Genomic DNA, 22,686 nt, shown 5'->3' with positions numbered 1-22,686 from the left:
TGCGGGCTTAAGCATTGATCAGCGAAAGTTAAATTTGATCTATTTAAAAACGACAGGATGCAGATAATGGCCTGTCGTTTTTACGTTCAAAAAGAGTGGCAAAGGTCAGAGCGGGGGGAAATTCGCCATGAAATCGTCCTTCCTGCACTAATGCTTCATCTGATAATCCGTGCCCCACGCCTGCATCGCATCGAGCACCGGCTTTAAACTATACCCCAGTTCAGTCAGCGCGTATTCCACCCGCGGTGGCACCTCGGCATACACGGTGCGCGTCAGTAAGCCGGAAGCTTCCATTTCCCTTAACTGCGCCGTCAGAACCTTCTGCGTCACCGTACCGATCGACTTCTTCAATTCCCCGAAGCGTTTCGCTCCGGGCAGTAAATCCCGCAGAATGAGAACCTTCCATTTGTTGCTGATAAGCGTCAAAGTGACTTCCACCGGGCAGGCCGGCAGTCGCTTCTCCTGGATTGCTTCGCTCATAATCTTCCTTCTTTCCTCATTAGTATCTTTTTGGAACCTAGAGCACAATTAAGTGCTTACTTTCGTTTTGATCCCTTTAATGCTATTCTAATCCTGACAAAGGACAAACACAAGTCCTTCTGTGGAAAACCTGAAGGAGGAAAAGAAAATGCAGGAAGTGATTCAGTTCTTAAACGAAAATCCGGTTCAATATCTGGCGACGATTGGCCGCGATGGCAAGGCGAAGTGCCGTCCGTTCATGTTTGCCGGCGAAAAAGACGGCAAGCTGTGGTTCTGCACAAACAACACGAAGGAAGTCTATCAGGATATGCTGACGAATCCCAACGTTGAGCTCAGCGCAGCCAGTCCTGCTTATGCCTGGATTCGCCTTAATGGTAAAGTTGTTTTTGAGGATAACCGTGTAGTTAAGGAAATGTGCCTTGAAAATCCGATCGTCAAAGGTCAGTATCAGACGCCGGACAATCCGATCTTCGTCGTCTTCTATCTGGCGGATGCGCACGCTGTGATCGCTGATTTCTCCGGTAATCCGCCGCAGGAATACTCGTTCTAATCGACAAACCGGCAGACCGTTGAGGTCGGCCGCTTTTTAGCACAGAAAGGGGACGGAGTCATGGAAAAGGAAGATATTTTAAAATTCTTGCAAGAAGACATTCATTCGGTAATCGTCGCGACGCTGGATGACGAAGGCCGGCCGCAGACCCGTGCGATCGACATCATGTTGATCGAAGACGGGAAACCGATCTTTTTAACGGCGCGTGGAAAAGCCTTCTATGATCAGCTGACAACGCAGAAGTTTATCGCGTTGTCAGGCGTAAAGGCCGGCGTTTCCGTCTCGCTGCGAGGCAAGGTCCGACCGGCGGATCCGGAATTGCTGGAGCGGGCTTTCCAACAGAATCCCTACATGCAGACGATTTATCCGGGAACGACCCGGCAGGCGTTGGTCATGTTTGAGCTTTATGAAGGACAGGGTGAAATTTTCGATCTTAATCCGCGGCCGGTTTACCGCCAGCGCTTTACGATCGGCCTAGCTGAACCGGCAGGCATGCGGTATAGGATCACGGCGAAGTGCGATGGCTGCGGCGTTTGTCTGAGTGTTTGTCCGCAGCAGTGTATTGCGTTGATCGGTAAGCAGGCGCAGATTCAACAGGAACATTGTCTGCATTGCGGACAGTGCCAGCTGCATTGCCCGAAGCACGCAGTGGTGCGCGAACCATGAATCAGGATGAACGCTGTACCTGGCTGATCCGGTTTTTGCTGAAAGAACAGCGTTGGGAAGAGCAGATTGAAATCCCCGATCAATTTTCCCAGCGCCAGCGCTTGCTGCGCGGTCTGATGAACGTGCGCCCGCCCTGGCCGATGGATCCAAAGTGGCTGCGGATTCAGGACGATTATTTACAGACAGAGCTGAATTCTTCTGTCATATCCGACGCCGCCACGTTGCCTGAGTTGGAACCGGACATCAGTTTGTGGCAGGGCGACATTACCAAAATCAAGGCGGATGCGATCGTCAATGCCGCTAACAACGCGCTGCTAGGCTGCTTCATACCCAATCATGGCTGCATTGACAACGCGATACATTCTGCCGCCGGGATTCAGCTGCGGCTGGCATGCCAGACCTTGAGGGAAAATCAGAATATGCCGGAGCCGGTCGGTCAGGCTGAAATCACGCCGGGATTCAATTTGCCGGCTTTGTGGGTGCTGCATACCGTCGGTCCGCAGGTCCGCGGCGTGCTAACCTCACGGCATTGCGAGCAGCTGGCAGCCTGTTATACCGCATGTTTACAGAAAGCGGCCGCCTGTCAGCTGAAAACGCTGGTCTTCTGCTGCATCTCGACGGGAGAATATCATTTTCCTTCCCAGACTGCCGCGCAGATTGCGATCCGTACGGTCCGGACGTTTTTAAGGAAAAATGACGAACCGTTGAAAGTCGTATTTAATGTGTTCCGCGATCACGACGCCCGACTTTACCGCGCAGGATTGGGCTGCGCTGAAGAGGAAGACAACCGGTGAAAATTGCTGATCTGAAAACAGGATCCGCGGCTTCTATCCGAGCGATGAAAGAACGTTCAATACGTCAGAAAGGTGAGATTTACGATGAAAGATCAACGAGCCAGCACTGTGGAAAATTCCATCACAGCCTTGCGGAAAGCGCTGAATGAGGCGCAGGCGGTTGTGATCGGCGCGGGGGCCGGCTTATCCATCAGCGCCGGCTTCACGATTTCCGGTCCCCGGTTTTATGAATATTTTCAGGATTTCGCGGATACGTATGGATTTCAGGACATGTATTCCGGCGGCTTTTATCCGTTTACAACGCTGGAAGAATATTGGGCTTACTGGAGCCGTTATATTGAGCTGAACCGCTATCGCCCTGCGGAGTGTCCGGTTTATGAAGAACTATGGGAACTGGTAAAGGGAAAGGACTACTTCGTGATCACTACGAATGTCGACCATCAGTTTCAGAAAGCAGGTTTTGACCGCCGCCGGCTGTTTTATATGCAGGGAGATTACGGATTATGGCAATGCAGCGTGCCGTGTCATCAGAAAACCTATGACAATGAGGTGCTTGTGCATGAAATGGTCCGGTTGCAAAGCCATCTTCGGATCCCCTCCCGGCTGATTCCCTGTTGTCCCCGCTGCGGCAAACCGATGAGTATGAATCTGCGGATTGATTCCTCATTTGTCGAAGATGAAGGTTGGCATGCGGCATCACAGCGTTATGGTGAATTTCTCCGGCAGCATATGCACAAAAGAATTTTGTTTCTGGAACTGGGCGTGGGCTTGAACACGCCGGGGATTATAAAATACCCTTTCTGGCAGATGACAGCGCAGAATTCCAAAGCAATTTATGCCTGTATCAATAAAACGGAAGCGCTATGCCCGGAAGAGCTTGCAAAACAGGCGATCTGTATTCAACAGGATATCGGTCAGGTTCTTGCCCTGCTGTAATTACACATCTTCGTTTGAGCGGAGAGAGAAGTGCTGAAAAGAAGACGTCTGTCTGAATTTCATTTTTGTCCGCCTGGTAATGAATAAGAGGAACGACCAGAGAACTGGTCATGAATCGAAATGGTCAGGAGACTGACCTTTTTGACGTGGGAATCCACAATGGGATGGAAAGCAGGCCGATGTTTTGATAAGACCCGGATTCTGCGGTTTCTAACGAAGGGGATTGATGAGAAGCGGACTCTGCGGTTTCAATGAGCGGAGTTTTGATCATCATGACGAGCGCAGCGGCAAAGTGAAAATTCACGATAGAAGTGAAAAAGGGGATCAAAAAAACTTGAAACTTGTCCTGATCTGTTAGAAACTTACATCAGAAGACTCTGGATCTTCATCGGTAATCCGGAGGATTAAAGGAGCGGAACCAATGAAATTAGAATTAACGGCAACAGGGAAAATCAAATACTGTGTTTTTCATGCGGAAGCTGTACCCTTTCGTCAGGATGACTATGGCGGCCCGGCGTGGCAGTGCCGCTTAGGAGAGGAACTGCGCACGTCAACTTCGCCGCGTTTTAAGGAAGGCTGGTTTAAGGAAGCGTTCTTCGGGGTTGAGCTGCGCTATCGTTTCCAGATCGAAGGGGATAGTCTGATCATCGAGGCAGAAGCGGAGAACCAAAGCTCGCAGACAATGCCGCTGGATCAGCTGGGGCTGCGCATCGGTCTGGATTGCTGCATGGAAAGCTATCCGCAATGGGACACGGTATTTGCGCCGACGCTATTGCGGTGTGAGAAAACGTATTTCTGGGGTTTTCTGTCCAGTCCTTCAGGCCGGCGGCTCGGAATTTACAGCCCGGATCCGATCGCCAGCTGGCATCTCGACTACAACCGGTTTTTCGCGGATGGCGGACATCGGATCATGACGTTCTGTCTGGACTTTCTGCAAAGCGGGAAGCTGCCGGACCGGCATCCTCAATCCCGGCCGCTTAAGCCGTGGGAAACGCGCCGGTGGCGGATTGAAATCGCCGAGCTGGCTGCGGAACAAGCGGTGCCATCGTGGCTGGCGGAAAAGGGCGTACCGGTTTTTGCGGGCGAGCGCTGGAGCGCGGAATGCGGAAGTGTGCTGGAATTTGAACTGTTGTCCAGGACCGAACCAACGCTGTCGGCAGAGGGACGGGCGGTGCCTTGTTCACTGAAAAAGCCGGGCGTGTATACGGTGCGGCTGGAATCGGACCAGCCCAGCGAACTTCGTCTGACGGCCTCGAATGGGAAGCATCAGAGTGAAGCGTGGGTTCAGTTTATCCATCCATGGCGGACGATCATGGAAGAAGCGGCGCGGCAGGCGCTGAGTCAGCCGCAGAAAATGGGAACGCATTGCGAAAGCTGGTATGGTTTATTTACCGGCGCGGCCGCGATCCTTCATGATCTGGATTTTGACCGTGCGGCATATCTTAAAAAGGTTCGCGAGCTGGTGCCGCTGGGCTTCGACGTTGAACAAGGCTGCCCGACTGTGCATCCTGGCCGAATTCAGAATACCGCCTGCATGATCGGTTTGATGGCGGATCTCGGCGCTGCGCTGCACAGTGGTGAAGCGCTGGAGCTGGGCGCGAGACTGGCTGACTGGCTGATCGAGCACAGTCAGCGGGAAGACGGCGCTTTCTGCAACGGCAAAGGAAAGCACTACACGAGCGTTATTTATATCGCGAAAAGCCTGCTCGAACTGGTTCTGGAAGAACGCCGGCATTCAGAGGCTTTATGGCAGGCCCGTGCCCAACGGCATTTTGAGGCGGCGAAGCGGGCGGTTGACGAGCTGGCGCTGCATCGGGATAACATAGAAACCGAAGGCCAGGCCACGCTGGAGGACGGCATGCTGACCTGCTCCGTCGCGCAGCTGACGATGCTGGCGAAAATGCTGGAGCCGGAAGCACGCCGGCCGTATATTGAAGCAGCAGAATGCTTAGTCCGCAAGCATCGCTGTCTGGAACGGACCGTCGTGGCGGACAGCCGCTGCAGCGGGACGACGCTGCGGTTTTGGGAAGCGCAGTACGACGTGCTGACGATGGGCAACATGATCAATTCTCCGCACGGCTGGAGCGCCTGGAAGGTGTACGGCATGATCGATCTGTATCTGCTGAGCGGCCGGCGTGACTATCTGATCGACGCGATGAATACGCTGATGAGCTGCGTCAGTCTGCTGGATGTGGAAAACAAAACGCTGAACTGGGCGTTTGTGCCCGATCCGCACCGCGAGGTCATGTCCTTCGTTGGGGATCCGGAAAACCCCGGCAGCGGAAAGTTTCAGGCGCGGACGATCGCAGAGGAGCGCGTCGGGATGATCAGCGGCTGGTACCATGCGCCTGAAAATACCGCGGTGTTTGGATATCTTGGCAGCTGGCCGGACGTGACGACCGATCAGGGCGGCTGCTGTGACAACGATGTGCATGAGATTTTCAAATGTGTGGAGGAAGTCATCTTAACCCGCGCCTATGTTCATGAAGAAGACGGCCGATGGGACGCATTTCACTGCACCGTGGAAAACACGGCAGAGGGACTGACGATCCGGCCGCGGGAAGCGTTAGTGGATCAAGTTCATGTCCAGCTGACGCAGCCGATGAACATCACAGTGGAGTTTGCCGGAGAGCGAGTGACCGCCCGGCTGCAAAGCGGCTGGATCATTCGGACAGGAACTTGGGCAGAGTGAGGCGGCAGGGAGGAAGAGAATGTCGGGAAAATGGAAGATCGGGGTTGCGGTCAGCGCCCTGTTGTTAGGCGGCTGCGTCAAAGCGGGTACGCTGCCGAAGAAGAACGAACCGCTGACGCACGTCATCGCCACGGATCTGCATTATTTAGCGCCGGAGCTGCACGATCAGGGCGAGCGCTTTCAACGATTGATTGAGGAAAGCGACGGCAAGCTGACGGAAAAGAGCGAAGCTCTCGTTGATCAGTTCGTACAGGAAATGCTGCAGAAGAAACCGCAGGCCGTCCTGCTGAGCGGCGATCTGACCTTCAACGGCGAAAAGCTCAGCCATCAGCGGCTGGCGCGGAAGCTGCAGGTTTTGACGGAAGCGGGCATCGACGTGTGGGTAATTCCCGGCAATCATGATCTGAATAACGCCTCGGCGGCTTCGTTCAGTCAGGCTCAGGCTCGTCACGTCGAATCGGTCGACGCGGCGGAGTTTGCCGCGATCTACCAGAATCTGACCTGTCATCCCGCAATCAGCTGCGATCCTCAATCGCTGAGCTGCCTCGCTCCATTAGCGGAAGACGTTCAGCTGCTGCTGATCGACGCCAATCGTCCGGAAGATCCAGGCGTTGTGAGCGAAGAAACGCAGCGCTGGATCGAGCGTCAGCTGGAAAAAGCGCAGGCAGATCAACAAACCATACTCTCCCTCAGCCATCAGAATCTGGCCGATCACACGGCGATGTTCTCCTATGGATTTACCGCGCGGGGGGCAGCATCCGTCCGAGCGCTGCTCAGCACTTACGATGTGCGCGTGAATTTCAGCGGACATATGCATATTCAGCATATCCAGAAGCAGGAGGGGCTTGTGGATGTCGCAACATCCTCCTTGTCCGTCACGCCGCTGCACTACGGTGTGATCACGCTGGATGCGGACCGCACGCTGCATTATCAGACCGAATCGCTGGCCGATCCTGACTTGCAAAGTCAGGCAAAGCTTTGTTTTGATCAGACGACCCGGCGGCAGATGCAAAGCGCGCTTGAGGCGCTGAAACTGAGCCCGCAGGAAACGGCGGCGATGATCGAGCTGGCGGTAATGATGAATGATGAAATTTTTGACGGAACACTGGCGGAAAACAAGCCGCGGATCCGACAGGATGCAGCCTGGTATTTATGGCAAAGGGAAGGGAAAGACTTGTTTTTCGGTCAGTATCTGGAAGCGATGTGGAACGAAGCGACGCTGGACAATAATGAAATCACGCTCCCGCTGCGGTGAACTAAAAACCGGACGATATTCCTTTCGCCAATATCCGAAGCCGGACGCAATCCGGCAATTCAATTTAACAGGGATCAAGAGGGAACCTTTGTTGCTTTGCGGAAAATGAATCGCAGACCAGAGAAGATAAGCATTTTACATTTGCAAAATCTGGAACTATACTGAAGATGAATCAGGAAGAATCTGAGCGTCTGCGGTATTTTTTCATTCCTTTCGTTTATTCGGACAAGGAAGATCCATGGAGAAAGTATAAAATGCCGGGGGCGGACAGGTTAAAGGAGGCATGAAAGATGGAATTCACTCAAGTTGTTCAAAACCGTTACTCGTGTAAGAAATTCGACGGCCGGCCTGTGGAAAAAACGCAGCTGGAAGCGATTTTAGAAGCTGGAAGGCGGGCGCCGACAGCGAAGAATCTGCAGGAACAGAGAATTTACGTCATCCAGTCCCAAACCCTACTGGCAAAGCTGGATCAGGTCACGCCATGCCGGTATAACGCGTCCACGGTCGTGGTGGTCGCTTTCGATAAGAACAATGTGTTCACCTATCCGGGCGGACAGCGTGACTCCGGCGTCGAAGATGCGACGATCGTCGCGACGCACATGCTGCTGGCAGCGGAAAACGCAGGCGTCGACAGCTGCTGGGTCAATCTCTTCAATCCGGAAGAAATGGCAAAGATGTTGAATTTGCCGGAGAATGAAGAAGTGCTGATGGTTCTCGATCTGGGGTATGCGGCAGAAGGCTTTAAAGCACTGCCGGCGCACAGTCAGCGCAAGCCGCTTGCCGAGACCGTGACTTATTTGGAGTAGAAGGAGGAAAAAGGGATGAGTAAAAAATTAGTCGCTTATTTTTCAGCCAGCGGAGTAACCGGAAAAGTTGCCAAAACTCTGGCTTCCGCCATCCATGCCGATCTGTTTCAGATTGAGCCGGCGACGCCCTATACCGATGCCGATTTAAACTGGAATGATCCGCAATCCCGCAGTTCCGTGGAAATGCGGGATAAAACATCCCGGCCTCAGGTGAAAAACAAAGTGGAAACGATGGAGGACTATGACACAATCTTCGTCGGATTTCCGATCTGGTGGTATGTCGCGCCGACGATCATCAACACTTTTTTGGAACAATATGATCTGACTGGGAAAAAGGTGATTCCCTTTGCGACCTCCGGTTCCAGCGGGATGGGCAATACCAACGCGGAACTCCGGGGTTCCTGTCCCGGCGCACTTCTTTGCGAAGGCCAGCGCTTCGCTTCCTCGATTGGGGCTGATGCGCTGAAAGCCTGGGCTGATTCATTCTAAAATACTGCTGAAGCACTGTGGAGAACCGCGGTGCTTTTTTTCATATTGAATCTAAAAAATAAAATGTGATCTATTTATCTCAAAGTGATTGACTTTTGAAAAATATGTGATATATTTATCTCATAAAGAGAGAAATATATCTCTTGGAGGTGCTCTGATGAATCGAAAGTCAATGACACGTTGGCTGCTTGCCGGGGGTCTGGTTCTGGCGGTGATGCTGGCGTCCTGTGCTTACTCTGTCCTTTACAATGAAAGCCGTTGGGTCGCACCGATGGACTTATCCACCTATCAGTTCAGGATTCAGGATCTGCCGATGTTGATCGCGGTGCCGCTGTTTGCCGTATATATTCTGGCGCTGGGCTTCCGTTTGTTTCAAGCCGCAAGACGGCAGCGTCTGCAGGATCAGCCGGGCTACACCCGGCATCTGGATCCGCGGATGGGGTTGTTTGGTTTATTTGGATTTCTGGGCTTTCTTGGTTTCTGGACCTATGCAGCCCAGCGCGTGATCTTTCCGTTTTTCTTCTTCATCTTCTTCGGCTTTTTCGGCTTCTACTACGAAGGCAAGCTGTCTGATACGCTGGCAGATGAAATGTTTGAGGAACACCGTCTGAAAGCGCAGTTAAAAGCGTATAAGATCGGCATGAGCCTGATCTTCCTGATGCTGTGGCTGGTCGGCTTTGGTTTATTCAGTCAACAGCTGGACTATGTCGCGATTTATCTGACCATCGGAATTTCCCTGGCCTATGCCGTTACGGTGTTCATGAGCGAATATCTGTTATATCGCTATGAACGTCAGGAGTAGAACGATGCCGGAATTTACCTGTCAGTTAAAACAATATCGCCTCGCCAGGGGTCTGACGCAGGAACAGCTGGCGGAGCTGGTGCATGTCCGCCGGGAAACGATCATGCGGCTGGAAAAAGCCCAGTACAACCCGTCGTTAAAGCTGGCGATTGATATCTCCCGCGTTGTTGAACAGCCGATCGAAAAGCTTTTTATCTTTGATTGAGGAATTTTGCTTGACTCGGACGCCTCGTCCGGGCTTACACTGAGGCTGCGAGGTGAAAAAGATGCGAATGAACGAAGCGGCTGAACAGCTCGGACTGAGTCAGCGGGCGATTAAATACTATGAAAAAGAAGGGCTGCTGAAAGTGAAGCGGGATGAAAATGGCTACCGCAACTTCGATGAACATGATCTGGAACGTTTGAAAAAGATTACGCTGTACCGCAAGCTGGGGATCGCAGTTAAGGATATCGAAAACTTACTGAAAACGGAAGATTCCGCGCGGCTGTGGGAAATTCTTGCGCAGAAGCGTGATCAGCTGCGGCAGGATCAGACACAACTGCAGTTGCTTGAAAAGTATCTCAACGACGGCAATCTTGACGAAGCATTCCAGCAAATCGACTATGAAACGATCGGTCAGGCAATTCAGGACATGTTCCCGGGCTTTACCGGCTATTACTTTATGCATCATTTCATGCCCTATTTACAGATCCGGATCACAACGCCCGAGCAGCAGGAAGCTTATCAGCGGATCGTGGCGTTCTGGGATACGGCGGCGATCAAAATCCCGCTGGTGACGCGGTTGATCAGTCATCTCCAATACAAGCTGAATCGCCTGGATTTATTTGATCAGACGGAAATGATGGAAAAGCGCATGCGGCAGATGCTTGAAATGAGCGAGCACGATTATGAAAAACTGAAAAAACAGGTGTTAAGCGGGGTGAAGCTGAAGACGAGCTTCCCGATGAAATACCATCCAGTCTTCGTCAGTCAGCGTAAATTCATGAAGCGGCTTCAAGATGCCGGATATAACGATCTTTTTATTCCAAGCATGATCGCGCTGTCGCCTGCTTACAAACGCTATCACGACGCATTGACAGCGATTAATCGGCGGTTGTGCGACGATCTGGGCCTGTATTACGATTCCAACTATGTGCTGAGGCTGAAGAAAAAGACTCCGGCTCAATAAGAGGCCGGCGCGAAGAAGGGGCAGATAGCTCTGGACGCGCCGATTTTTCTGTGATTTCCAACCGGAAATACAGAAATAGCGCAAATTCAGCGTTGGCAGTCTCTTAGCCTTTTTCATTGAAATCACAAAAAAAAGCTTGACCTGGAGCTAACTACAGGTGTTAATGTAATAGAAGACGAAATGAGGGATCCTGGATGAAAACAGACGCGCCGTTAGTTGTGGTTATTGATGGCCAGGGCGGCATGATCGGACGGAAACTGTGCGATCAGCTGCTTGAAACAAAGCCGGAAATGAATCTGTTAGCGCTGGGCACCAACAGCGCCGCTACGTCCGCAATGCTCAAAGGCAAGGTGCATCAGGCAGCGACGGGGGAAAACCCGGTTCTGGCCGCAGCGCGGCGGGCCGCGGTGATCGCGGGCCCGGCTTCGATTGTCGTCGCGGATTCGATGCTTGGGGAAATCACGCCGAAGATGGCGGCCGCGATTGGACAGAGCGAGGCGGAGAAGGTTCTGATTCCGCTGAACCGCTGCGGCATTCTGATCGCCGGGGTGCAGGAGTGCCCAGTCGACGAGCTGATTGAAAAAGCGGCGGCGATGATCCTGAAGCTGATCGTCTGATTCAGGATTCCGGCTGCAGCCGGAATCTTACGTCTTACCGGAAACAAAAAAAGCGAATGCGGAAATCACGAAGGTTTCCAAGCGGCAGAGCACTGTTGTTTTTGAGTAGGAGCGAACAAAGATGAAAAACACGAAACACTTGATTTTTACTGCCTTGTGCATGGCCTTAGGCGTCGTTTTGCCGATGGCTTTCCACATGATTCCCAACGCCGGCAGCGTGATGCTGCCGATGCACATCCCGGTTCTGCTGTGCGGCCTGGTCTGCGGTCCGGTTCTCGGCTTGATCTGCGGAATTTTCACCCCGGTTTTATCGTCGTTGATCACGGGGATGCCGGGGCCGGCCTATCTGCCAAGCATGATCTGTGAGCTGGCGGTGTATGGTTTGCTTGCCGGAGTGATGATCAAGCTGATCAAAACGGAAAAACCGCTGGTGAACCTGTACGCTTCGTTAATCACAGCGATGATCGGCGGACGGATTGTCTATGGCTTGATGAACGCTTTGATTTTCAGAGCTGGGGCATATTCAATTCAGATGTGGATGACGGCGTCGTTCGTCACGGCGCTGCCGGGGATTATCCTGCAGCTGCTGCTTCTGCCGGCCGTCGTTTACGCGCTGCAGAAGGCGAAACTGGCGTGAGTGAGCTGAACAAGATTCTGCTTTGGCATGCCGGACAGTATCCGGCGATGCAGCCGCAGGATGCGGTGAAGCTGATTTATCAGAACGAATTCGGCTGCGAGCATCTGATCGAAGATCCATCGGGGATACTGGCATATTTAAAGCGGGAGATCGCCGAGAACGCCCAGCCAAAAGCGGAACGTTGTTGGGATGAGATCGGCAATGGGTTGGTGCGGCTGCATCTGGCCGGGCTTGAGGAACACGACGCGGAAGCGATCCTGGACGCAATGCGGCAGACGGCCGCTCAGCACTCAGGCTCAGAAGACAGCTTTCAGTCGAAATTGAAAGAAATGCGCCGGTTATGTCAGGCGAATAAGCTGCCGTTTGACGAACAAACCTTGAACGCCTGGCTGGCCGGTTATCCAGGCGGCCCGGTTCATCATTCCGCCATTTTCCGCAGTCAGCATCATCCTGCCTACCGGGTCATGTTGCGAAGTCTGGCTGAGGCCCTGAGAAATCAAAATTCCTGAATATGAATTTCCCCAGATCAAACGAAAGTTAAAATTGGAAGCAGGGAAAAGAAACTGAGAAGCGGCCGGCAAAAGCGCGGTGATCTCAGTTTTTTTGTATATTTGTTCATACAAATTGTGAATGAATTTCTATTTTTGATGTCACTGAGTCATAGAACATTCTGATCTAAGTTCTGCTTCGAATTAATATAATTTCAATTATAGAAATAATCTATTCGTCTGATCTAAGTTAACATTTGATTGATCATTATTTCAATCATACTCATGAGCTATGCATGAAAGCTTTTAGAGCATTCTTTTCGTATTTATATTTATGGAAATCATTTTTATAGGAAATCAATAAAAAAAGCTTGACCTGGAGTCAGCTCTAAGGATTACGATAAAGAGAGAAAAAGGAATGGATAAACAGGAGGGGTTTAAGATGATCTATCGTACGTTGGGCAGCACCGGTTTGCAGGTCAGTGAAATCGGATTGGGCTGCGAAGGGTTTACGGAACAGGAAGGCATGGGAACCTATGCGTTAGTCGACGCGGCGGCGGAAGCGGGAATCAATTATTTTGATCTGTATTCGCCGGATCCCAATCTTCGTCTGCATTTAGGCAAGGCGTTGGCGGGACGGCGCGATCAGTTTATCATCCAGGCCCATTTGTGCTCGGTGTGGAAAGACGGCCAGTACAAGCGGACGCGCAAGCTTGAGGAAGTGCAGGCTGGTTTTGAGGATTTATTACATCAGCTGCATACCGATCATGTGGAAATCGGCATGATTCATTACGTGGATTCGCTGAAGGATTGGCAGGAGGTCGCGGAAGGACCGGTGATGCGCTATGCGCAGCAGTTAAAGCAGGAAGGCCGGATCGGCCACATCGGGTTGAGCAGTCATAATCCGCAGGTGGCGATTCAGGCGGTGGAAAGCGGTCTGATCGAGGTGCTGATGTTCAGCATTAATCCGTGCTATGACCTGCAGCCGGGCGATGAGGATTTGGAAAAGCTGTGGGCGGATGAAAGCTATGCCCGACCGTTAGTCAATATGGATCCCCAGCGGGAAGCCTTATATGAATTATGCCAGCGTCAGGGTGTCGGGATCACGGTCATGAAGCCGTTTGGCGGCGGCGATCTGTTAGATGAGAAGCTGTCGCCGGCAGGCAAAGCGCTGACCCCGGTACAATGTCTGCATTACGCTTTGACCCGGCCGGGCGTTGCGACCGTATTGCCGGGCGCGCATACCGTTGAGGAGCTGCGGCAGAGCGTAGCCTATGAAACGGCGAGCATGGAAGAACGGGATTATGCTTCTGCGCTGGCTTCCTTCCCGAAGATCAGCTGGAAGGGGCATTGCATGTATTGCGGTCACTGTGCGCCATGTCCAATGGGCATTGATATCGCGACTGTGACGAAGTTCTTAAATCTGGTGAAGGCGCAGGGGGAAATGCCGGAGACGGTACGTGAACATTACGCAGTCTTGGAACATACGGCTTCCGAGTGCATCCGCTGCCATGCCTGTGAAAATCGCTGCCCGTTTGACGTGGAAGTCACTGAGAATATGCGGCAAGCGGTCAACGTGTTCGGTAAATAAGATTCCGGCTTTCATCATGAAAGAGAAGTTGGTTTTAAGCCGAAGAAAGAGAAAGGAGATTGTAGATGAATATCGCTGAAGTCAGTAAGAAGTATGATTTAACTCAGGATACGCTGCGTTATTATGAGCGCGTCGGTCTGCTTCCCCGAGTGAACCGCACAGCCAGCGGAATCCGCGATTACTCAGAGGAAGACTGCCGCTGGGTAGAGTTTATTAAATGCATGCGGCAGGCAGGTCTTCCGATCGAGGTGCTGATCGAATATGTCGCTTTATATCAGAAGGGAGATGAAACGATTCAGGCCCGCAGGCAGCTGTTGGTTGAACAGCGGGAACAACTGATCGAACGCATCCGCGAGATGAACGAAACGTTGGAGCGGCTGAATTACAAAATTGACGCCTATGAGCGCAACGCCGAATGCCGGCCCTGAAAGCTGCTGCGATGAAAGGCGTTTAAAATAAAATAAAAAAACCAGTGAAGCATTCAGAACAGTTGATCTGAGATGATCATTGGTTTTTCTCTTTTTACAATTCGAGTTTCTTTCTTAAATCCAACATCGTTTCCGGAGCGACCTCGCTGAGATGCGCGATGATGGAATTCAGGTCGCCCTGACTCAGCGAACTCAGCGCTTCCATGACTAACGGCAGGTTGACGCCGGTGAAGCACTGGATAGGAATGTCGGAGAGCTCAGCCAGCGCCAGCGCGGTCATGTTGCACGGCGTGCCGGCGAACAGATCGACGAACATCAATACCCCTTCGCCCTCTTCAATTTCCCGGACTTTGGCGACGATCCGGTCTTTTAATTCCATCGGATTGTCCTGCGGATTCAGGCTCAGCGTTGCAATCTTTTCCGCCTGCGGGAAGAACATCCCGGCACTGACCTTCAGCGCCTCAGCCAGCGGCCCGTGGGTAACGATTAAAATTTGAATCATGACGGTTTCCTCCTTCTCGACGGAATTGTCATCTCGGGATGGGACGAATGCTCCTCGGCCTGCTTTTGCCAGCGCAGCAGATCCTGACAGAACGCTTTAATTTCATCGCTATTGCCGATCACGCGGGTGGGCACGATGAACATTTGATCCTGATGATGGAAAAACAACAATGTGTGTTTCAGCGGAACGACCGTCTGAAGATCGGCGGCGGCCAGCGACAGATCTCCAATCTTCATTTGTTCTCCAAATGAAGCGGTGATCGGCGTATAATGCACCTCCGGCAGCTTCTGAAGCAGACTGCTGACCTGATTGTGCAGATAAATCGTCCACAGCCAGCCGCTCACCTTGCCGATCCATAAGCCGCAAAGTCCGGCCGCAGCCACCCAGGCTGCCAGCTGTCCATTCCAATGAAAATAGAATACGGTAAACAAGGTCAGGACTGGAACGCACAGGAGAATGGCCAGCCGGCGTCGTTTGTTGCGCGGAAGCAGGGAGGCCATGAATTGATACGCTTCGGCCAGTTCCGCCTCTTCCAGCGTGAACGTCCATTCCTTTTGCATGCGGCCGGTCCGTTATTTTGCCAGCCGCTGCCGGTAATGGCTGAGAAACCGCTCGGTGATCAGATGCGGCCGGGTGATCGCCGTGCCGATCGTGATCATATCCGCACCCGCGTCGACGACAGCGTCGATATCTTTTAATTCCCAGATCCGTCCCTCGGCATTGACCGGTAAGGTAAAATCGTGTTTCAGCCGGCGTACCAGCTCGGTATCCGGGCCTTCGATCGGATTGACCAGACCGGATAAGGTGGTCGACAGGATATCGACGCAGCCGCTTTCCGCGCAGAATTTGCACTCCTCATAGGTCGCACAGTCGGCCATCATGGCCAGATCCGGGTATGCCTCGTGGATTTCATGGAGCAGCGCCAACAAATCAGCTTTTCCCCGCTTCGCGGTGATCCGGGTGTCCAGCGCCAGAATATTCGCACCGGCTTCCACAACGGCTTTCGCCGTTTCAAACGTTGGGGTGATGAAAATATCGTCCAGCTTCCCGCTGTCTTTGGGCATGACTTTGTTGATACCGATGATGATCAGCTCGTCGCTGAGCGAGCGCGCCGCCCGGATGTCCTGCGGCCAGCAGCACCGCACCGCCTTCGCTCCACCCAGCATGGCGCACTGGACCATCTTTTTCATGGTTTCCGCGCCATACAGCGGCGTGTCTTCGTAAGCCTGGCAGGAAACGATCAGCTGACCCAGGCAGGCTTTTACTTGGCTTTTCATCAGACGGTTAAGATTCCTGAGAAGTAACCGAGGATCGCGATGACCAGATACAACAGAATCATCTTCGTCGCGCTCCAGTTCTTCTTGGCCATCAGATAATACGTGCCTAACGCTGCCAAAAAGACCGGAAGCTTCGGCCAGACGCCGTTGATCAAGGATTGCAGATCCACGATGACGACGCCGTCTTTAACATACTGGAAGCCCAGATTGATGTTCGCGTAAGCACAGGCGATACAGCCGACAACCATCAGACCGACGATGTTCAGGGCGCTGATGATGTCATCCTTCAGATCATTGCCTAAAATCAATTCCGCCGCCTTGGCGCCAAACGCCACGCCGCGGTTGAATAAGAACCAGGTCAGCGGCACCATGACCGCCAGAAAGACGATCATATAGAAGATCGCGCCGGTAATCTGGCCATCCGCGCTTAAGCCGCAGGCGATCGCCAGCAGAATCGGGATGAAGGTGCCTGGAAGCAAGGCGTCGCCGATACCCGCGAACGGACCCATCAGCGCCGATTTGATCGAGGTGATCAGATCCTCCGGAATTTCTTCGCCGCGCGCTTTTTCCGCTTCCATGCCGAGGGTGATGCCCGGGATCAGACAGCCGATAAACGGTTCGGTATTGAAGAACGGCAGATGGCGGGCCATCAGTTCCTGCTGCTTCTGCGGATCGTTGGGATACAGATCCTCGCGGATATCGCCGAACATCTTGACTAACGCCGGAGCCTGCATCGTTTCCGGCTGGTATAAGGACAGGTTGTAGCACATCCAGTTGATATAGCACTTGCGGATCAGTTTCTTGGAAAGCACGGAAGCTTTTCTGGTTTCCTGTGTATTCGTCATCAGTTCTGCACTCCTTTCCGGCTGCGGTTAATCTTGAATTCATACAAGGCGAACAACAGCGCGAAGACTAAGACCGTCAGCATATCGACGCCCAGAACGCCGACAAACGCGAAACCGACGGTGAAGAAAATCAGATCGGTCGGGTTCTTGACCAGCAGCTTCATTAAGATGGCGAACCCGATCAGCGGCATCGGATTGCCGAAAATCGTCATGATGTCGATCAGCCACTGCGGCGAGTTGGCGACGAGCATCTCAATCGCGCTCTGGCCCCAGTACAGGCAGATAAAAGTCGGAATGAAACGGAACAAAAACTTCACGATATTGCCCCAGACCGGAACCCAGGTCGCGGCTTCCAGCTTGCCCTGGTCGACTAATTTCTTCTGATAGTTGACCGGCAGCAGCGTCGCGGCATAACATGGGGTCGCCATGATCTGTCCAACGGCGGAGGCGGTAACGGCCAGCGCAACCGTCGTGCCGGAATCCAGATGCGCGACGACGCCTAACGGAATCGCGATAAACGTCGCCAGGTTCATATCCGGTGTGATCGAACCACCCGGCGTGACCAGACCGATGAAGATCAGCTGCACATACGTGCCCAGAATCATCGCGTTTTTGACGTCTCCCAAAATTAAACCGATAAACAACGCGGAGACCAGCGGTCTGCCGATACAGTACCAGCCGATCAGGCCGCCGCCGAGAAACGGCGTGTGGATATAAGTCAGATAGCCCAACAGCGAGATGAGTGTTACCTGAAGTAGATTCATAACCAACCCTCCCTATTTGATTTTATTTTTGAATTCTTTGAATTCGATGCGTTTCATGTCTGGAACCACCTGAAAGAAGATTTCGATTCCCCTGGAATTCAGATCGTCCAGATCGGCGATTTCCTCCTTTGTCAGATAGGTTCCATCCTGAACGGTAATCGTGTTGTCCCGCTTCTGTACGGGGCCGATCATCAGACTTTTCGGCAGTTCCGGCACCTGGTCGAACAGTGTCCGGGCAATCGCCGGAAAGCGGAAGACGATCATCGTACCGACCTTGCTGTTGATCGCCTCGCGGATTGGATCAGCGGCCTGATCCACCGTGTAGACCTCGTTTTTCATGCCCGGCATCGCGATTTTTTCCACAACATATTTCATCGTGGGATTGGTCGCTGTGAATTCGTCGATGACAATGATGTTTTTGATGAAGTAGTGTTGAACCAGACGGGTCATGCATTGGCCGTGAATCAGACGATCGTCGCAGCGAATGAGATTAATCATGATTTTCCTCCTCTCTTGTGCGGATCCTTTCGCGGATCTTCGTCATCCGGTTAAACCATAAAGCACCGCCCCTTTTCTCTTTATATATACTCCATTTCTGTACAAATTGGAGTATTTTACTCCAAACAAACAATACACCTCTTTTCATTGAGAATCAATACCCATTTCAAAGTTTGCCAGAGAACTGATTGCAGCGAGGGTTCTTTTTCAGTTGGAAAGTTTTGAGGATTTCTTTTTTCCCGGGCAGGAAAGGTGGCTGAACCGGGTATTTTCATGGTATGATTGATACAGGAATGACAATCACTTCAGAATGAAAGGCAGGCATTTTCTGTGTCTATTTACGGCAAAATCAAAGATCATTATGACTATTTCACCAAGAGCGAGCAGCGCGTCGCCAAGTATTGTCTTGATAATTACATGGAAGTCAGCGGCAATACGCTTTTCCAGCTGGCGGAAAAGGCAAAGTGCGGGGAAGCGACGGTCGTTCGTTTCTGCAAGAAAATCGGCTGCGAAAGCTATCATGATTTCAAGGAAGAACTGACGGATGAAACGCAGGAGCATTTAAAAAGTGAGAATGACTCGTTTGTGTCTCAGATCTATCAGAACATCCAAACCTCTATTGAATATACGATCCAGAACCTGGATTTAGAACAGCTTGACGAGATCGCCGCGCTGATGGATAAGGCGGATATCATTTTCTGCGCCGGCGTCGGCAATTCCGGAATTCCGGCGGAGGCTTGTGCGATGCGGCTGGTACGAAACGGAAAAAACGGGATATACTTCAAAGACAATCATTTTCAGTCGATTTATCTCAACGAACTGAAACACAACGATATCGCGATTCTGTTCAGTGCTTCCGGGGAATCCATTGATACGATTCACTGCGCCGAGATTCTCAAACAGCGGAAGGTGAAGACGGTCTGCGTCACTTCTTCCATCGTTTCTTCCCTGGCCACACTATGCGATTACTGCATCCTGATGAAACGCTGGCTGGGTCCTTTGGGCGGAGGCAGTATGATCGGGCAGATTACGCAGATGTATATCGCCGATCTGCTTTCGACGCGGACTGGCATGATCGATCAGAAGACGACGTTGAAGGCGAAGGAAACAACGTTTGATTACATCATCGACAAGATGCGCAAGGAACGGATATGAACGACAGGGAGATTAACGCTCCCTTTTTCTTTTTTTGTGATCGGGCGATTCGTTTGTTTTTTTAGCGGAAGCGGAAGGAAAGATCTGAATTTTGCCCTGAACCGGGGCAAAACTGAAAATAGGAAAGGGGTCGGAAATACTGGATAATAAGAGGGAAAAGAGGCGAGATTATGGAATATCCTCATTTGTTTTCTCCTATCCAGTTCAATCAGCTGATGCTGCGCAATCGCATTGTCGCCGCGCCGATCGGCGAACTGTATGAACCGAAGGCTCGCGGCGGGGCGGGGCTGGTCGTCTGCGGGCATACGATTGTGGAACCGGGCCGCAGCTCGTTTGCCAGCGGCGAGGAACCGACGGCGTTTTTTAAATATGAAGTGGAAAAGACCCGGCAGAAGATCCGGGCCTGTCATCGTTACGGCGCGAGGGCGTCGATTGAAATCTTTCATGCCGGCCAATATGCCCGGGTGAAAGATCATGCCTGGGGACCTTGTTCGTTTCTCCGTGAAGACGGCATCGAGGTCAAGGCGCTGGATCGGGCGGAAATGGAGCGGATTGCCGGACTGTTTGCGGAAGTCTCACGGCAGGCGAAGGCGCTGGGCTTCGACGCGATTTTCCTGCATTTCGGTCATGGCTGGCTGGCCGCACAGTTCTTGTCACCTTTGTTTAATCATCGAACAGACGAGTATGGCGGAAGTCTGCCGAACCGCGCCAGGTTCCCGTTGTTGATTCTGCGGAAAATCCGGGAAGCTGTGGGAGCGGACTTTCCGGTGGATATGCGGATTTCCGGCGAAGAGTGCGTGCCGGGCTCCATTCGCTTTGAAGATACGCTGGCTTTTATCCAGATGGCAAAACCGTATATTGACGGGGTTCAGATCTCAGCCGGGCTGGATATCAACCACGAGGGCAACGTTCACATGGCAACGACGAATTTTAAGGAACACATGCCGAATCTGAAGTGGGCAAGGACTGTAAAGAAGACGTGTCCGCAGCTGGTGGTTTCAGTTGTCGGCGCGATCATGAATCCTTCTGAAGCCGAACAGATACTGGCCAACGGCGATGTCGATCTGGTGGCTTTCGGGCGGGCATTTCTCGCCGATCCCAACTGGCCGAACAAGGCGCGGGAAGGACGGAGTGGCGATATCGTGCCGTGTTTAAGGTGTCTGCAATGTTATCACATCGCGACCAACCGTCAAAACGTCGGCTGCAGCGTCAACCCGCGGTATGGCAACGAAACGCTGATTCCCGAACGGATGATCCCGGCTGAACAGGCCCGGCGTGTCGTCATCGTCGGCGCCGGACCGGCCGGACTCAACGCCGCAATCACAGCCTGTCGCCGCGGACATGAAGTGATCGTGCTGGAAAAAAGCGGGATGATCGGCGGGGCACTGAACACGATCGCCCGGGAGTATTATAAGGAAGACATCCGCAATTATCTGGAATACTTAAAGAATCAGTTTGCCCGATACGATATCGACCTGCGTCTGAATACCGCGGCAGATCGTTCGGTGATCGAAGCGCTGCACCCGCAGGCGCTGATCATTGCCTGCGGAGCCCAGCCGGTAACGCCGCCTGTTCCCGGAATGGATCAGTCCTTTGTGATGGGGTTTACGGAAGCTATTTGTCATCCGGAACGGATCGGAAAGCAGGTCGTGATCATCGGCGGGGGAACGATCGGCGCGGAGATCGGGCTGGAGCTGACGGAGCGGGAAGGCCGGCAGGTAACGATCGTGGAAATGACGGACACGCTGGCTTCGCAGGGAAATCTGCTTTACCGGATCGCGCTGCGACAGAAGCTGGATCCGCTGACGAATTTCACGGCTCTGACCCAGACTCGCTGCATTCAGATCGGCGATCATGAAGTGGAAATTCTCCATCAGAAAGAGCAGCGGAAGCTCAGAGCCGATACCGTCATCATCGCCGCGGGCGTGCGCACGAACCGGGCCTTTGTGAACAGTCTGTATGGGATTTGCCCGCAGACCTTTGAGGCCGGCGACGCGCTGCAGCCGCGCAAGATTCAGGAAGCGGTGTTCGAGGGAACCGGCGTGGCGCTGTCGATCGGATAACTTCAGATTCGACACTTAAAACAAAACGCATAAGGCGAATAAAAAAGCTCGATCATATCGCACATCCGCGGCGGTGATCGAGCTTTTCTTGTTTGACAGCGTTTTTCCTGTCCTTTGTTGCATAACGAGTTCTGATTCCAATCATTCCCAACGCTACAACAAGCTTTCCCAAGCGATCTGCCTGTCCGATTTTCATCCTACGCCATTCGCGGTTTATCATTCGGCAGCGCTCACCTGCGTGCCGGCCAGCTTGTCGTGCAGCATGCATCGTTTCGTTTTCAACAAAAGCAGCACGGAAACCAGACTTGCGGCCAGACCGAAGACATAATATCCCTGAACCAGCCCGGGATTCAGAAATCGTGTCAGCAGCGTGCGCACCAGGAATGCCGCGTTGTTAAACGTCTGTTCCAGAAAAAGAAAACTCAGCGCACGAGTGCCGAGCTGCGCCGGGGAAGCCGGCTTACCCTCCCGGTTAGTGATGCGGATCTGAGCCAGACGCTTGCCCGGCGTCTGACCTTCGAAGCCGGGGACGAGCATCGGTATCATTACAAAATAAGCCAGCACCGCACAGCTGGAACAACAAACCGCGGCGATAGCCGGCCCCGGTGAAAGGCCGGCGATGGAAGCTGTGACGAGCAGCTGACCCTGGGTCAGACTGGCAATCAGGGTGATGATCAGGTTGGCGCACAAAGCGGAACCATACCAATCCATGGCGGCCGCCAGAAACCGCCGCGGTAAGGACGCTGCCGGTAGGACTTTTAGCTGGATTCGCTTCGGTTTTGCTCCCGACATTTCAATGACGGTTGGACGGGACGTCCGTCCTTTTTTCATGAAGATTCCCCCTTTATCAATAACATGATACCAACAAGCTTGTGAACTCCTAGAAGCTGCTGACTTCCATCATCTTGCGGAAGGTTTCCTCGTCCTTCATGATGTGAACGATGAAATCAAAGATATTGGAAAACTGCTCTTTATCCTTTTCCATCAGCGATAACATGAAGACCAGATTGACCTGATTAGCGCCCCACTGGATCGGCCGCGGATTGACGGAAACGGCGATCGCGCTGGATTTCGCCTTGTTGTCCAGAGGATGGGGAATCGCGATGTTGCCATAGGCCGACGGGCTTAATTTCTCATGATAATCAATCTGTTGACGATAATCCTCGTCGACGTAGCCGCCAG

27 protein-coding genes are annotated in these 22,686 nt (G+C 52.6%); 18 read left to right on the top strand and 9 right to left on the bottom strand.

The annotated features are described in order from the left end of the window. Positions 1–147 precede the first annotated feature (147 nt). Entirely contained in the window at positions 148–480 is a 333-nt protein-coding gene (locus AC5OW4_RS06350) for a winged helix-turn-helix transcriptional regulator (RefSeq protein ID WP_072685491.1), read from the bottom strand. A gap of 148 nt (positions 481–628) precedes the next feature. Here AC5OW4_RS06350 and AC5OW4_RS06345 point away from each other — a divergent pair, with 148 nt between their 5' ends. From AC5OW4_RS06345 to AC5OW4_RS06270, 16 genes are all read left to right on the top strand, one after another. Continuing rightward, on the top strand, positions 629–1,030 hold the full coding sequence (locus AC5OW4_RS06345; RefSeq protein ID WP_072685492.1) for a pyridoxamine 5'-phosphate oxidase family protein: 402 nt from the start codon (positions 629–631) through the stop codon (positions 1,028–1,030). 60 nt (positions 1,031–1,090) lie between these two features. Further along, positions 1,091–1,696, top strand: coding sequence for a 4Fe-4S dicluster domain-containing protein (locus tag AC5OW4_RS06340; RefSeq protein ID WP_493676777.1), 606 nt, complete (start codon positions 1,091–1,093; stop codon positions 1,694–1,696). After that, positions 1,693–2,490 (top strand): protein-ADP-ribose hydrolase, encoded by a 798-nt coding sequence (locus AC5OW4_RS06335; RefSeq protein WP_072685494.1) that lies wholly within the window; start codon positions 1,693–1,695, stop codon positions 2,488–2,490. The genes AC5OW4_RS06340 and AC5OW4_RS06335 overlap by 4 nt, the downstream gene beginning before the upstream one ends. Before the next feature lie 84 nt (positions 2,491–2,574). Next, positions 2,575–3,426: an SIR2 family NAD-dependent protein deacylase gene (locus AC5OW4_RS06330; RefSeq protein WP_072685496.1), complete on the top strand. Its 852-nt coding sequence runs from the start codon at positions 2,575–2,577 to the stop codon at positions 3,424–3,426. A 421-nt stretch (positions 3,427–3,847) separates the two neighbouring features. Then, a complete protein-coding gene (locus AC5OW4_RS06325) occupies positions 3,848–6,118 on the top strand; it encodes a hypothetical protein (RefSeq protein WP_195548134.1) in 2,271 nt (756 codons plus the stop codon). Positions 6,119–6,137: 19 nt separating this feature from the next. Further along, the gene (locus AC5OW4_RS06320) at positions 6,138–7,373 is read left to right on the top strand and encodes a metallophosphoesterase (RefSeq protein WP_493676776.1); all 1,236 of its coding nucleotides are present in this window, start codon (positions 6,138–6,140) and stop codon (positions 7,371–7,373) included. Between the two features lie 290 nt (positions 7,374–7,663). Continuing rightward, positions 7,664–8,179: a nitroreductase family protein gene (locus AC5OW4_RS06315; protein ID WP_195395294.1), complete on the top strand. Its 516-nt coding sequence runs from the start codon at positions 7,664–7,666 to the stop codon at positions 8,177–8,179. A gap of 15 nt (positions 8,180–8,194) precedes the next feature. Next, positions 8,195–8,668, top strand: coding sequence for a flavodoxin (locus AC5OW4_RS06310; protein WP_195548132.1), 474 nt, complete (start codon positions 8,195–8,197; stop codon positions 8,666–8,668). 157 nt (positions 8,669–8,825) lie between these two features. Next, entirely contained in the window at positions 8,826–9,470 is a 645-nt protein-coding gene (locus AC5OW4_RS06305) for a DUF3796 domain-containing protein (protein ID WP_229100714.1), read from the top strand. A gap of 4 nt (positions 9,471–9,474) precedes the next feature. Continuing rightward, positions 9,475–9,675 carry a helix-turn-helix transcriptional regulator gene (locus tag AC5OW4_RS06300; protein ID WP_072685506.1) on the top strand — a complete coding sequence of 67 codons (201 nt, stop codon included), beginning with the start codon at positions 9,475–9,477 and terminating at the stop codon, positions 9,673–9,675. Between the two features lie 61 nt (positions 9,676–9,736). Continuing rightward, positions 9,737–10,639, top strand: a complete 903-nt coding sequence (locus tag AC5OW4_RS06295) for a MerR family transcriptional regulator (RefSeq protein WP_195548131.1) — start codon at positions 9,737–9,739, stop codon at positions 10,637–10,639. Between the two features lie 194 nt (positions 10,640–10,833). Further along, on the top strand, positions 10,834–11,256 hold the full coding sequence (locus AC5OW4_RS06290; RefSeq protein WP_072685511.1) for a DUF3842 family protein: 423 nt from the start codon (positions 10,834–10,836) through the stop codon (positions 11,254–11,256). Positions 11,257–11,377: 121 nt separating this feature from the next. After that, complete coding sequence (locus tag AC5OW4_RS06285; RefSeq protein WP_072685512.1) at positions 11,378–11,893, top strand: ECF transporter S component; 516 nt, start codon at positions 11,378–11,380, stop codon at positions 11,891–11,893. Then, entirely contained in the window at positions 11,890–12,402 is a 513-nt protein-coding gene (locus AC5OW4_RS06280) for a hypothetical protein (protein ID WP_072685513.1), read from the top strand. The genes AC5OW4_RS06285 and AC5OW4_RS06280 overlap by 4 nt, the downstream gene beginning before the upstream one ends. A gap of 421 nt (positions 12,403–12,823) precedes the next feature. Beyond that, on the top strand, positions 12,824–13,972 hold the full coding sequence (locus AC5OW4_RS06275) for an aldo/keto reductase (protein WP_493676775.1): 1,149 nt from the start codon (positions 12,824–12,826) through the stop codon (positions 13,970–13,972). Between the two features lie 65 nt (positions 13,973–14,037). Further along, complete coding sequence (locus AC5OW4_RS06270) at positions 14,038–14,400, top strand: MerR family transcriptional regulator (protein WP_072685515.1); 363 nt, start codon at positions 14,038–14,040, stop codon at positions 14,398–14,400. Between the two features lie 94 nt (positions 14,401–14,494). Here AC5OW4_RS06270 and AC5OW4_RS06265 read toward each other — a convergent pair whose 3' ends face one another. The 6 genes from AC5OW4_RS06265 to AC5OW4_RS06240 are packed head-to-tail and all read right to left on the bottom strand — an operon-like array spanning position 14,495 to position 18,286. Then, positions 14,495–14,902 (bottom strand): PTS sugar transporter subunit IIA, encoded by a 408-nt coding sequence (locus AC5OW4_RS06265; RefSeq protein ID WP_072685516.1) that lies wholly within the window; start codon positions 14,900–14,902, stop codon positions 14,495–14,497. Continuing rightward, positions 14,899–15,462 carry a hypothetical protein gene (locus tag AC5OW4_RS06260; RefSeq protein WP_072685517.1) on the bottom strand — a complete coding sequence of 188 codons (564 nt, stop codon included), beginning with the start codon at positions 15,460–15,462 and terminating at the stop codon, positions 14,899–14,901. The genes AC5OW4_RS06265 and AC5OW4_RS06260 overlap by 4 nt, the downstream gene beginning before the upstream one ends. Before the next feature lie 12 nt (positions 15,463–15,474). Further along, positions 15,475–16,179 (bottom strand): N-acetylmannosamine-6-phosphate 2-epimerase, encoded by a 705-nt coding sequence (locus AC5OW4_RS06255; RefSeq protein ID WP_072685518.1) that lies wholly within the window; start codon positions 16,177–16,179, stop codon positions 15,475–15,477. Then, positions 16,179–17,024, bottom strand: a complete 846-nt coding sequence (locus AC5OW4_RS06250; RefSeq protein ID WP_072685519.1) for a PTS system mannose/fructose/sorbose family transporter subunit IID — start codon at positions 17,022–17,024, stop codon at positions 16,179–16,181. The genes AC5OW4_RS06255 and AC5OW4_RS06250 overlap by 1 nt, the downstream gene beginning before the upstream one ends. Beyond that, the gene (locus AC5OW4_RS06245) at positions 17,024–17,788 is read right to left on the bottom strand and encodes a PTS mannose/fructose/sorbose/N-acetylgalactosamine transporter subunit IIC (protein WP_072685520.1); all 765 of its coding nucleotides are present in this window, start codon (positions 17,786–17,788) and stop codon (positions 17,024–17,026) included. The genes AC5OW4_RS06250 and AC5OW4_RS06245 overlap by 1 nt, the downstream gene beginning before the upstream one ends. A 12-nt stretch (positions 17,789–17,800) precedes the next feature. Further along, on the bottom strand, positions 17,801–18,286 hold the full coding sequence (locus AC5OW4_RS06240; RefSeq protein ID WP_072685521.1) for a PTS sugar transporter subunit IIB: 486 nt from the start codon (positions 18,284–18,286) through the stop codon (positions 17,801–17,803). A 330-nt stretch (positions 18,287–18,616) separates the two neighbouring features. Between AC5OW4_RS06240 and AC5OW4_RS06235 the strand changes: the two genes are divergently transcribed. Together AC5OW4_RS06235 and AC5OW4_RS06230 are read left to right on the top strand one after the other, a co-directional pair. Further along, entirely contained in the window at positions 18,617–19,441 is an 825-nt protein-coding gene (locus tag AC5OW4_RS06235) for a MurR/RpiR family transcriptional regulator (protein ID WP_195397695.1), read from the top strand. Between the two features lie 170 nt (positions 19,442–19,611). Continuing rightward, positions 19,612–21,504, top strand: a complete 1,893-nt coding sequence (locus AC5OW4_RS06230) for an oxidoreductase (protein ID WP_493676774.1) — start codon at positions 19,612–19,614, stop codon at positions 21,502–21,504. Positions 21,505–21,720: 216 nt separating this feature from the next. Here AC5OW4_RS06230 and AC5OW4_RS06225 read toward each other — a convergent pair whose 3' ends face one another. Together AC5OW4_RS06225 and AC5OW4_RS06220 are read right to left on the bottom strand one after the other, a co-directional pair. Then, positions 21,721–22,335 carry an RDD family protein gene (locus tag AC5OW4_RS06225; protein WP_195397697.1) on the bottom strand — a complete coding sequence of 205 codons (615 nt, stop codon included), beginning with the start codon at positions 22,333–22,335 and terminating at the stop codon, positions 21,721–21,723. Between the two features lie 49 nt (positions 22,336–22,384). Then, positions 22,385–22,686: PTS sugar transporter subunit IIA (locus AC5OW4_RS06220; protein ID WP_493676773.1), on the bottom strand; the 302-nt coding region annotated here is incomplete at its 5' end.

Source organism: Holdemania sp., assembly GCF_986127675.1.
This window is presented reverse-complemented; position numbering and strand designations above follow the sequence as displayed.

Bases quoted from the DNA above. Each gene is read 5' to 3' on its own strand.
- AC5OW4_RS06350 (WP_072685491.1), bottom strand. From the start codon at position 480: ATGAGCGAAGCAATCCAGGAGAAGCGACTGCCGGCCTGCCCGGTGGAA.
- AC5OW4_RS06345 (WP_072685492.1), top strand. From the start codon at position 629: ATGCAGGAAGTGATTCAGTTCTTAAACGAAAATCCGGTTCAATATCTG.
- AC5OW4_RS06340 (WP_493676777.1), top strand. From the start codon at position 1,091: ATGGAAAAGGAAGATATTTTAAAATTCTTGCAAGAAGACATTCATTCG.
- AC5OW4_RS06335 (WP_072685494.1), top strand. From the start codon at position 1,693: ATGAATCAGGATGAACGCTGTACCTGGCTGATCCGGTTTTTGCTGAAA.
- AC5OW4_RS06330 (WP_072685496.1), top strand. From the start codon at position 2,575: ATGAAAGATCAACGAGCCAGCACTGTGGAAAATTCCATCACAGCCTTG.
- AC5OW4_RS06325 (WP_195548134.1), top strand. From the start codon at position 3,848: ATGAAATTAGAATTAACGGCAACAGGGAAAATCAAATACTGTGTTTTT.
- AC5OW4_RS06320 (WP_493676776.1), top strand. From the start codon at position 6,138: ATGTCGGGAAAATGGAAGATCGGGGTTGCGGTCAGCGCCCTGTTGTTA.
- AC5OW4_RS06315 (WP_195395294.1), top strand. From the start codon at position 7,664: ATGGAATTCACTCAAGTTGTTCAAAACCGTTACTCGTGTAAGAAATTC.
- AC5OW4_RS06310 (WP_195548132.1), top strand. From the start codon at position 8,195: ATGAGTAAAAAATTAGTCGCTTATTTTTCAGCCAGCGGAGTAACCGGA.
- AC5OW4_RS06305 (WP_229100714.1), top strand. From the start codon at position 8,826: ATGAATCGAAAGTCAATGACACGTTGGCTGCTTGCCGGGGGTCTGGTT.
- AC5OW4_RS06300 (WP_072685506.1), top strand. From the start codon at position 9,475: ATGCCGGAATTTACCTGTCAGTTAAAACAATATCGCCTCGCCAGGGGT.
- AC5OW4_RS06295 (WP_195548131.1), top strand. From the start codon at position 9,737: ATGCGAATGAACGAAGCGGCTGAACAGCTCGGACTGAGTCAGCGGGCG.
- AC5OW4_RS06290 (WP_072685511.1), top strand. From the start codon at position 10,834: ATGAAAACAGACGCGCCGTTAGTTGTGGTTATTGATGGCCAGGGCGGC.
- AC5OW4_RS06285 (WP_072685512.1), top strand. From the start codon at position 11,378: ATGAAAAACACGAAACACTTGATTTTTACTGCCTTGTGCATGGCCTTA.
- AC5OW4_RS06275 (WP_493676775.1), top strand. From the start codon at position 12,824: ATGATCTATCGTACGTTGGGCAGCACCGGTTTGCAGGTCAGTGAAATC.
- AC5OW4_RS06270 (WP_072685515.1), top strand. From the start codon at position 14,038: ATGAATATCGCTGAAGTCAGTAAGAAGTATGATTTAACTCAGGATACG.
- AC5OW4_RS06265 (WP_072685516.1), bottom strand. From the start codon at position 14,902: ATGATTCAAATTTTAATCGTTACCCACGGGCCGCTGGCTGAGGCGCTG.
- AC5OW4_RS06260 (WP_072685517.1), bottom strand. From the start codon at position 15,462: ATGCAAAAGGAATGGACGTTCACGCTGGAAGAGGCGGAACTGGCCGAA.
- AC5OW4_RS06255 (WP_072685518.1), bottom strand. From the start codon at position 16,179: ATGAAAAGCCAAGTAAAAGCCTGCCTGGGTCAGCTGATCGTTTCCTGC.
- AC5OW4_RS06250 (WP_072685519.1), bottom strand. From the start codon at position 17,024: ATGACGAATACACAGGAAACCAGAAAAGCTTCCGTGCTTTCCAAGAAA.
- AC5OW4_RS06245 (WP_072685520.1), bottom strand. From the start codon at position 17,788: ATGAATCTACTTCAGGTAACACTCATCTCGCTGTTGGGCTATCTGACT.
- AC5OW4_RS06240 (WP_072685521.1), bottom strand. From the start codon at position 18,286: ATGATTAATCTCATTCGCTGCGACGATCGTCTGATTCACGGCCAATGC.
- AC5OW4_RS06230 (WP_493676774.1), top strand. From the start codon at position 19,612: ATGGAATATCCTCATTTGTTTTCTCCTATCCAGTTCAATCAGCTGATG.
- AC5OW4_RS06225 (WP_195397697.1), bottom strand. From the start codon at position 22,335: ATGAAAAAAGGACGGACGTCCCGTCCAACCGTCATTGAAATGTCGGGA.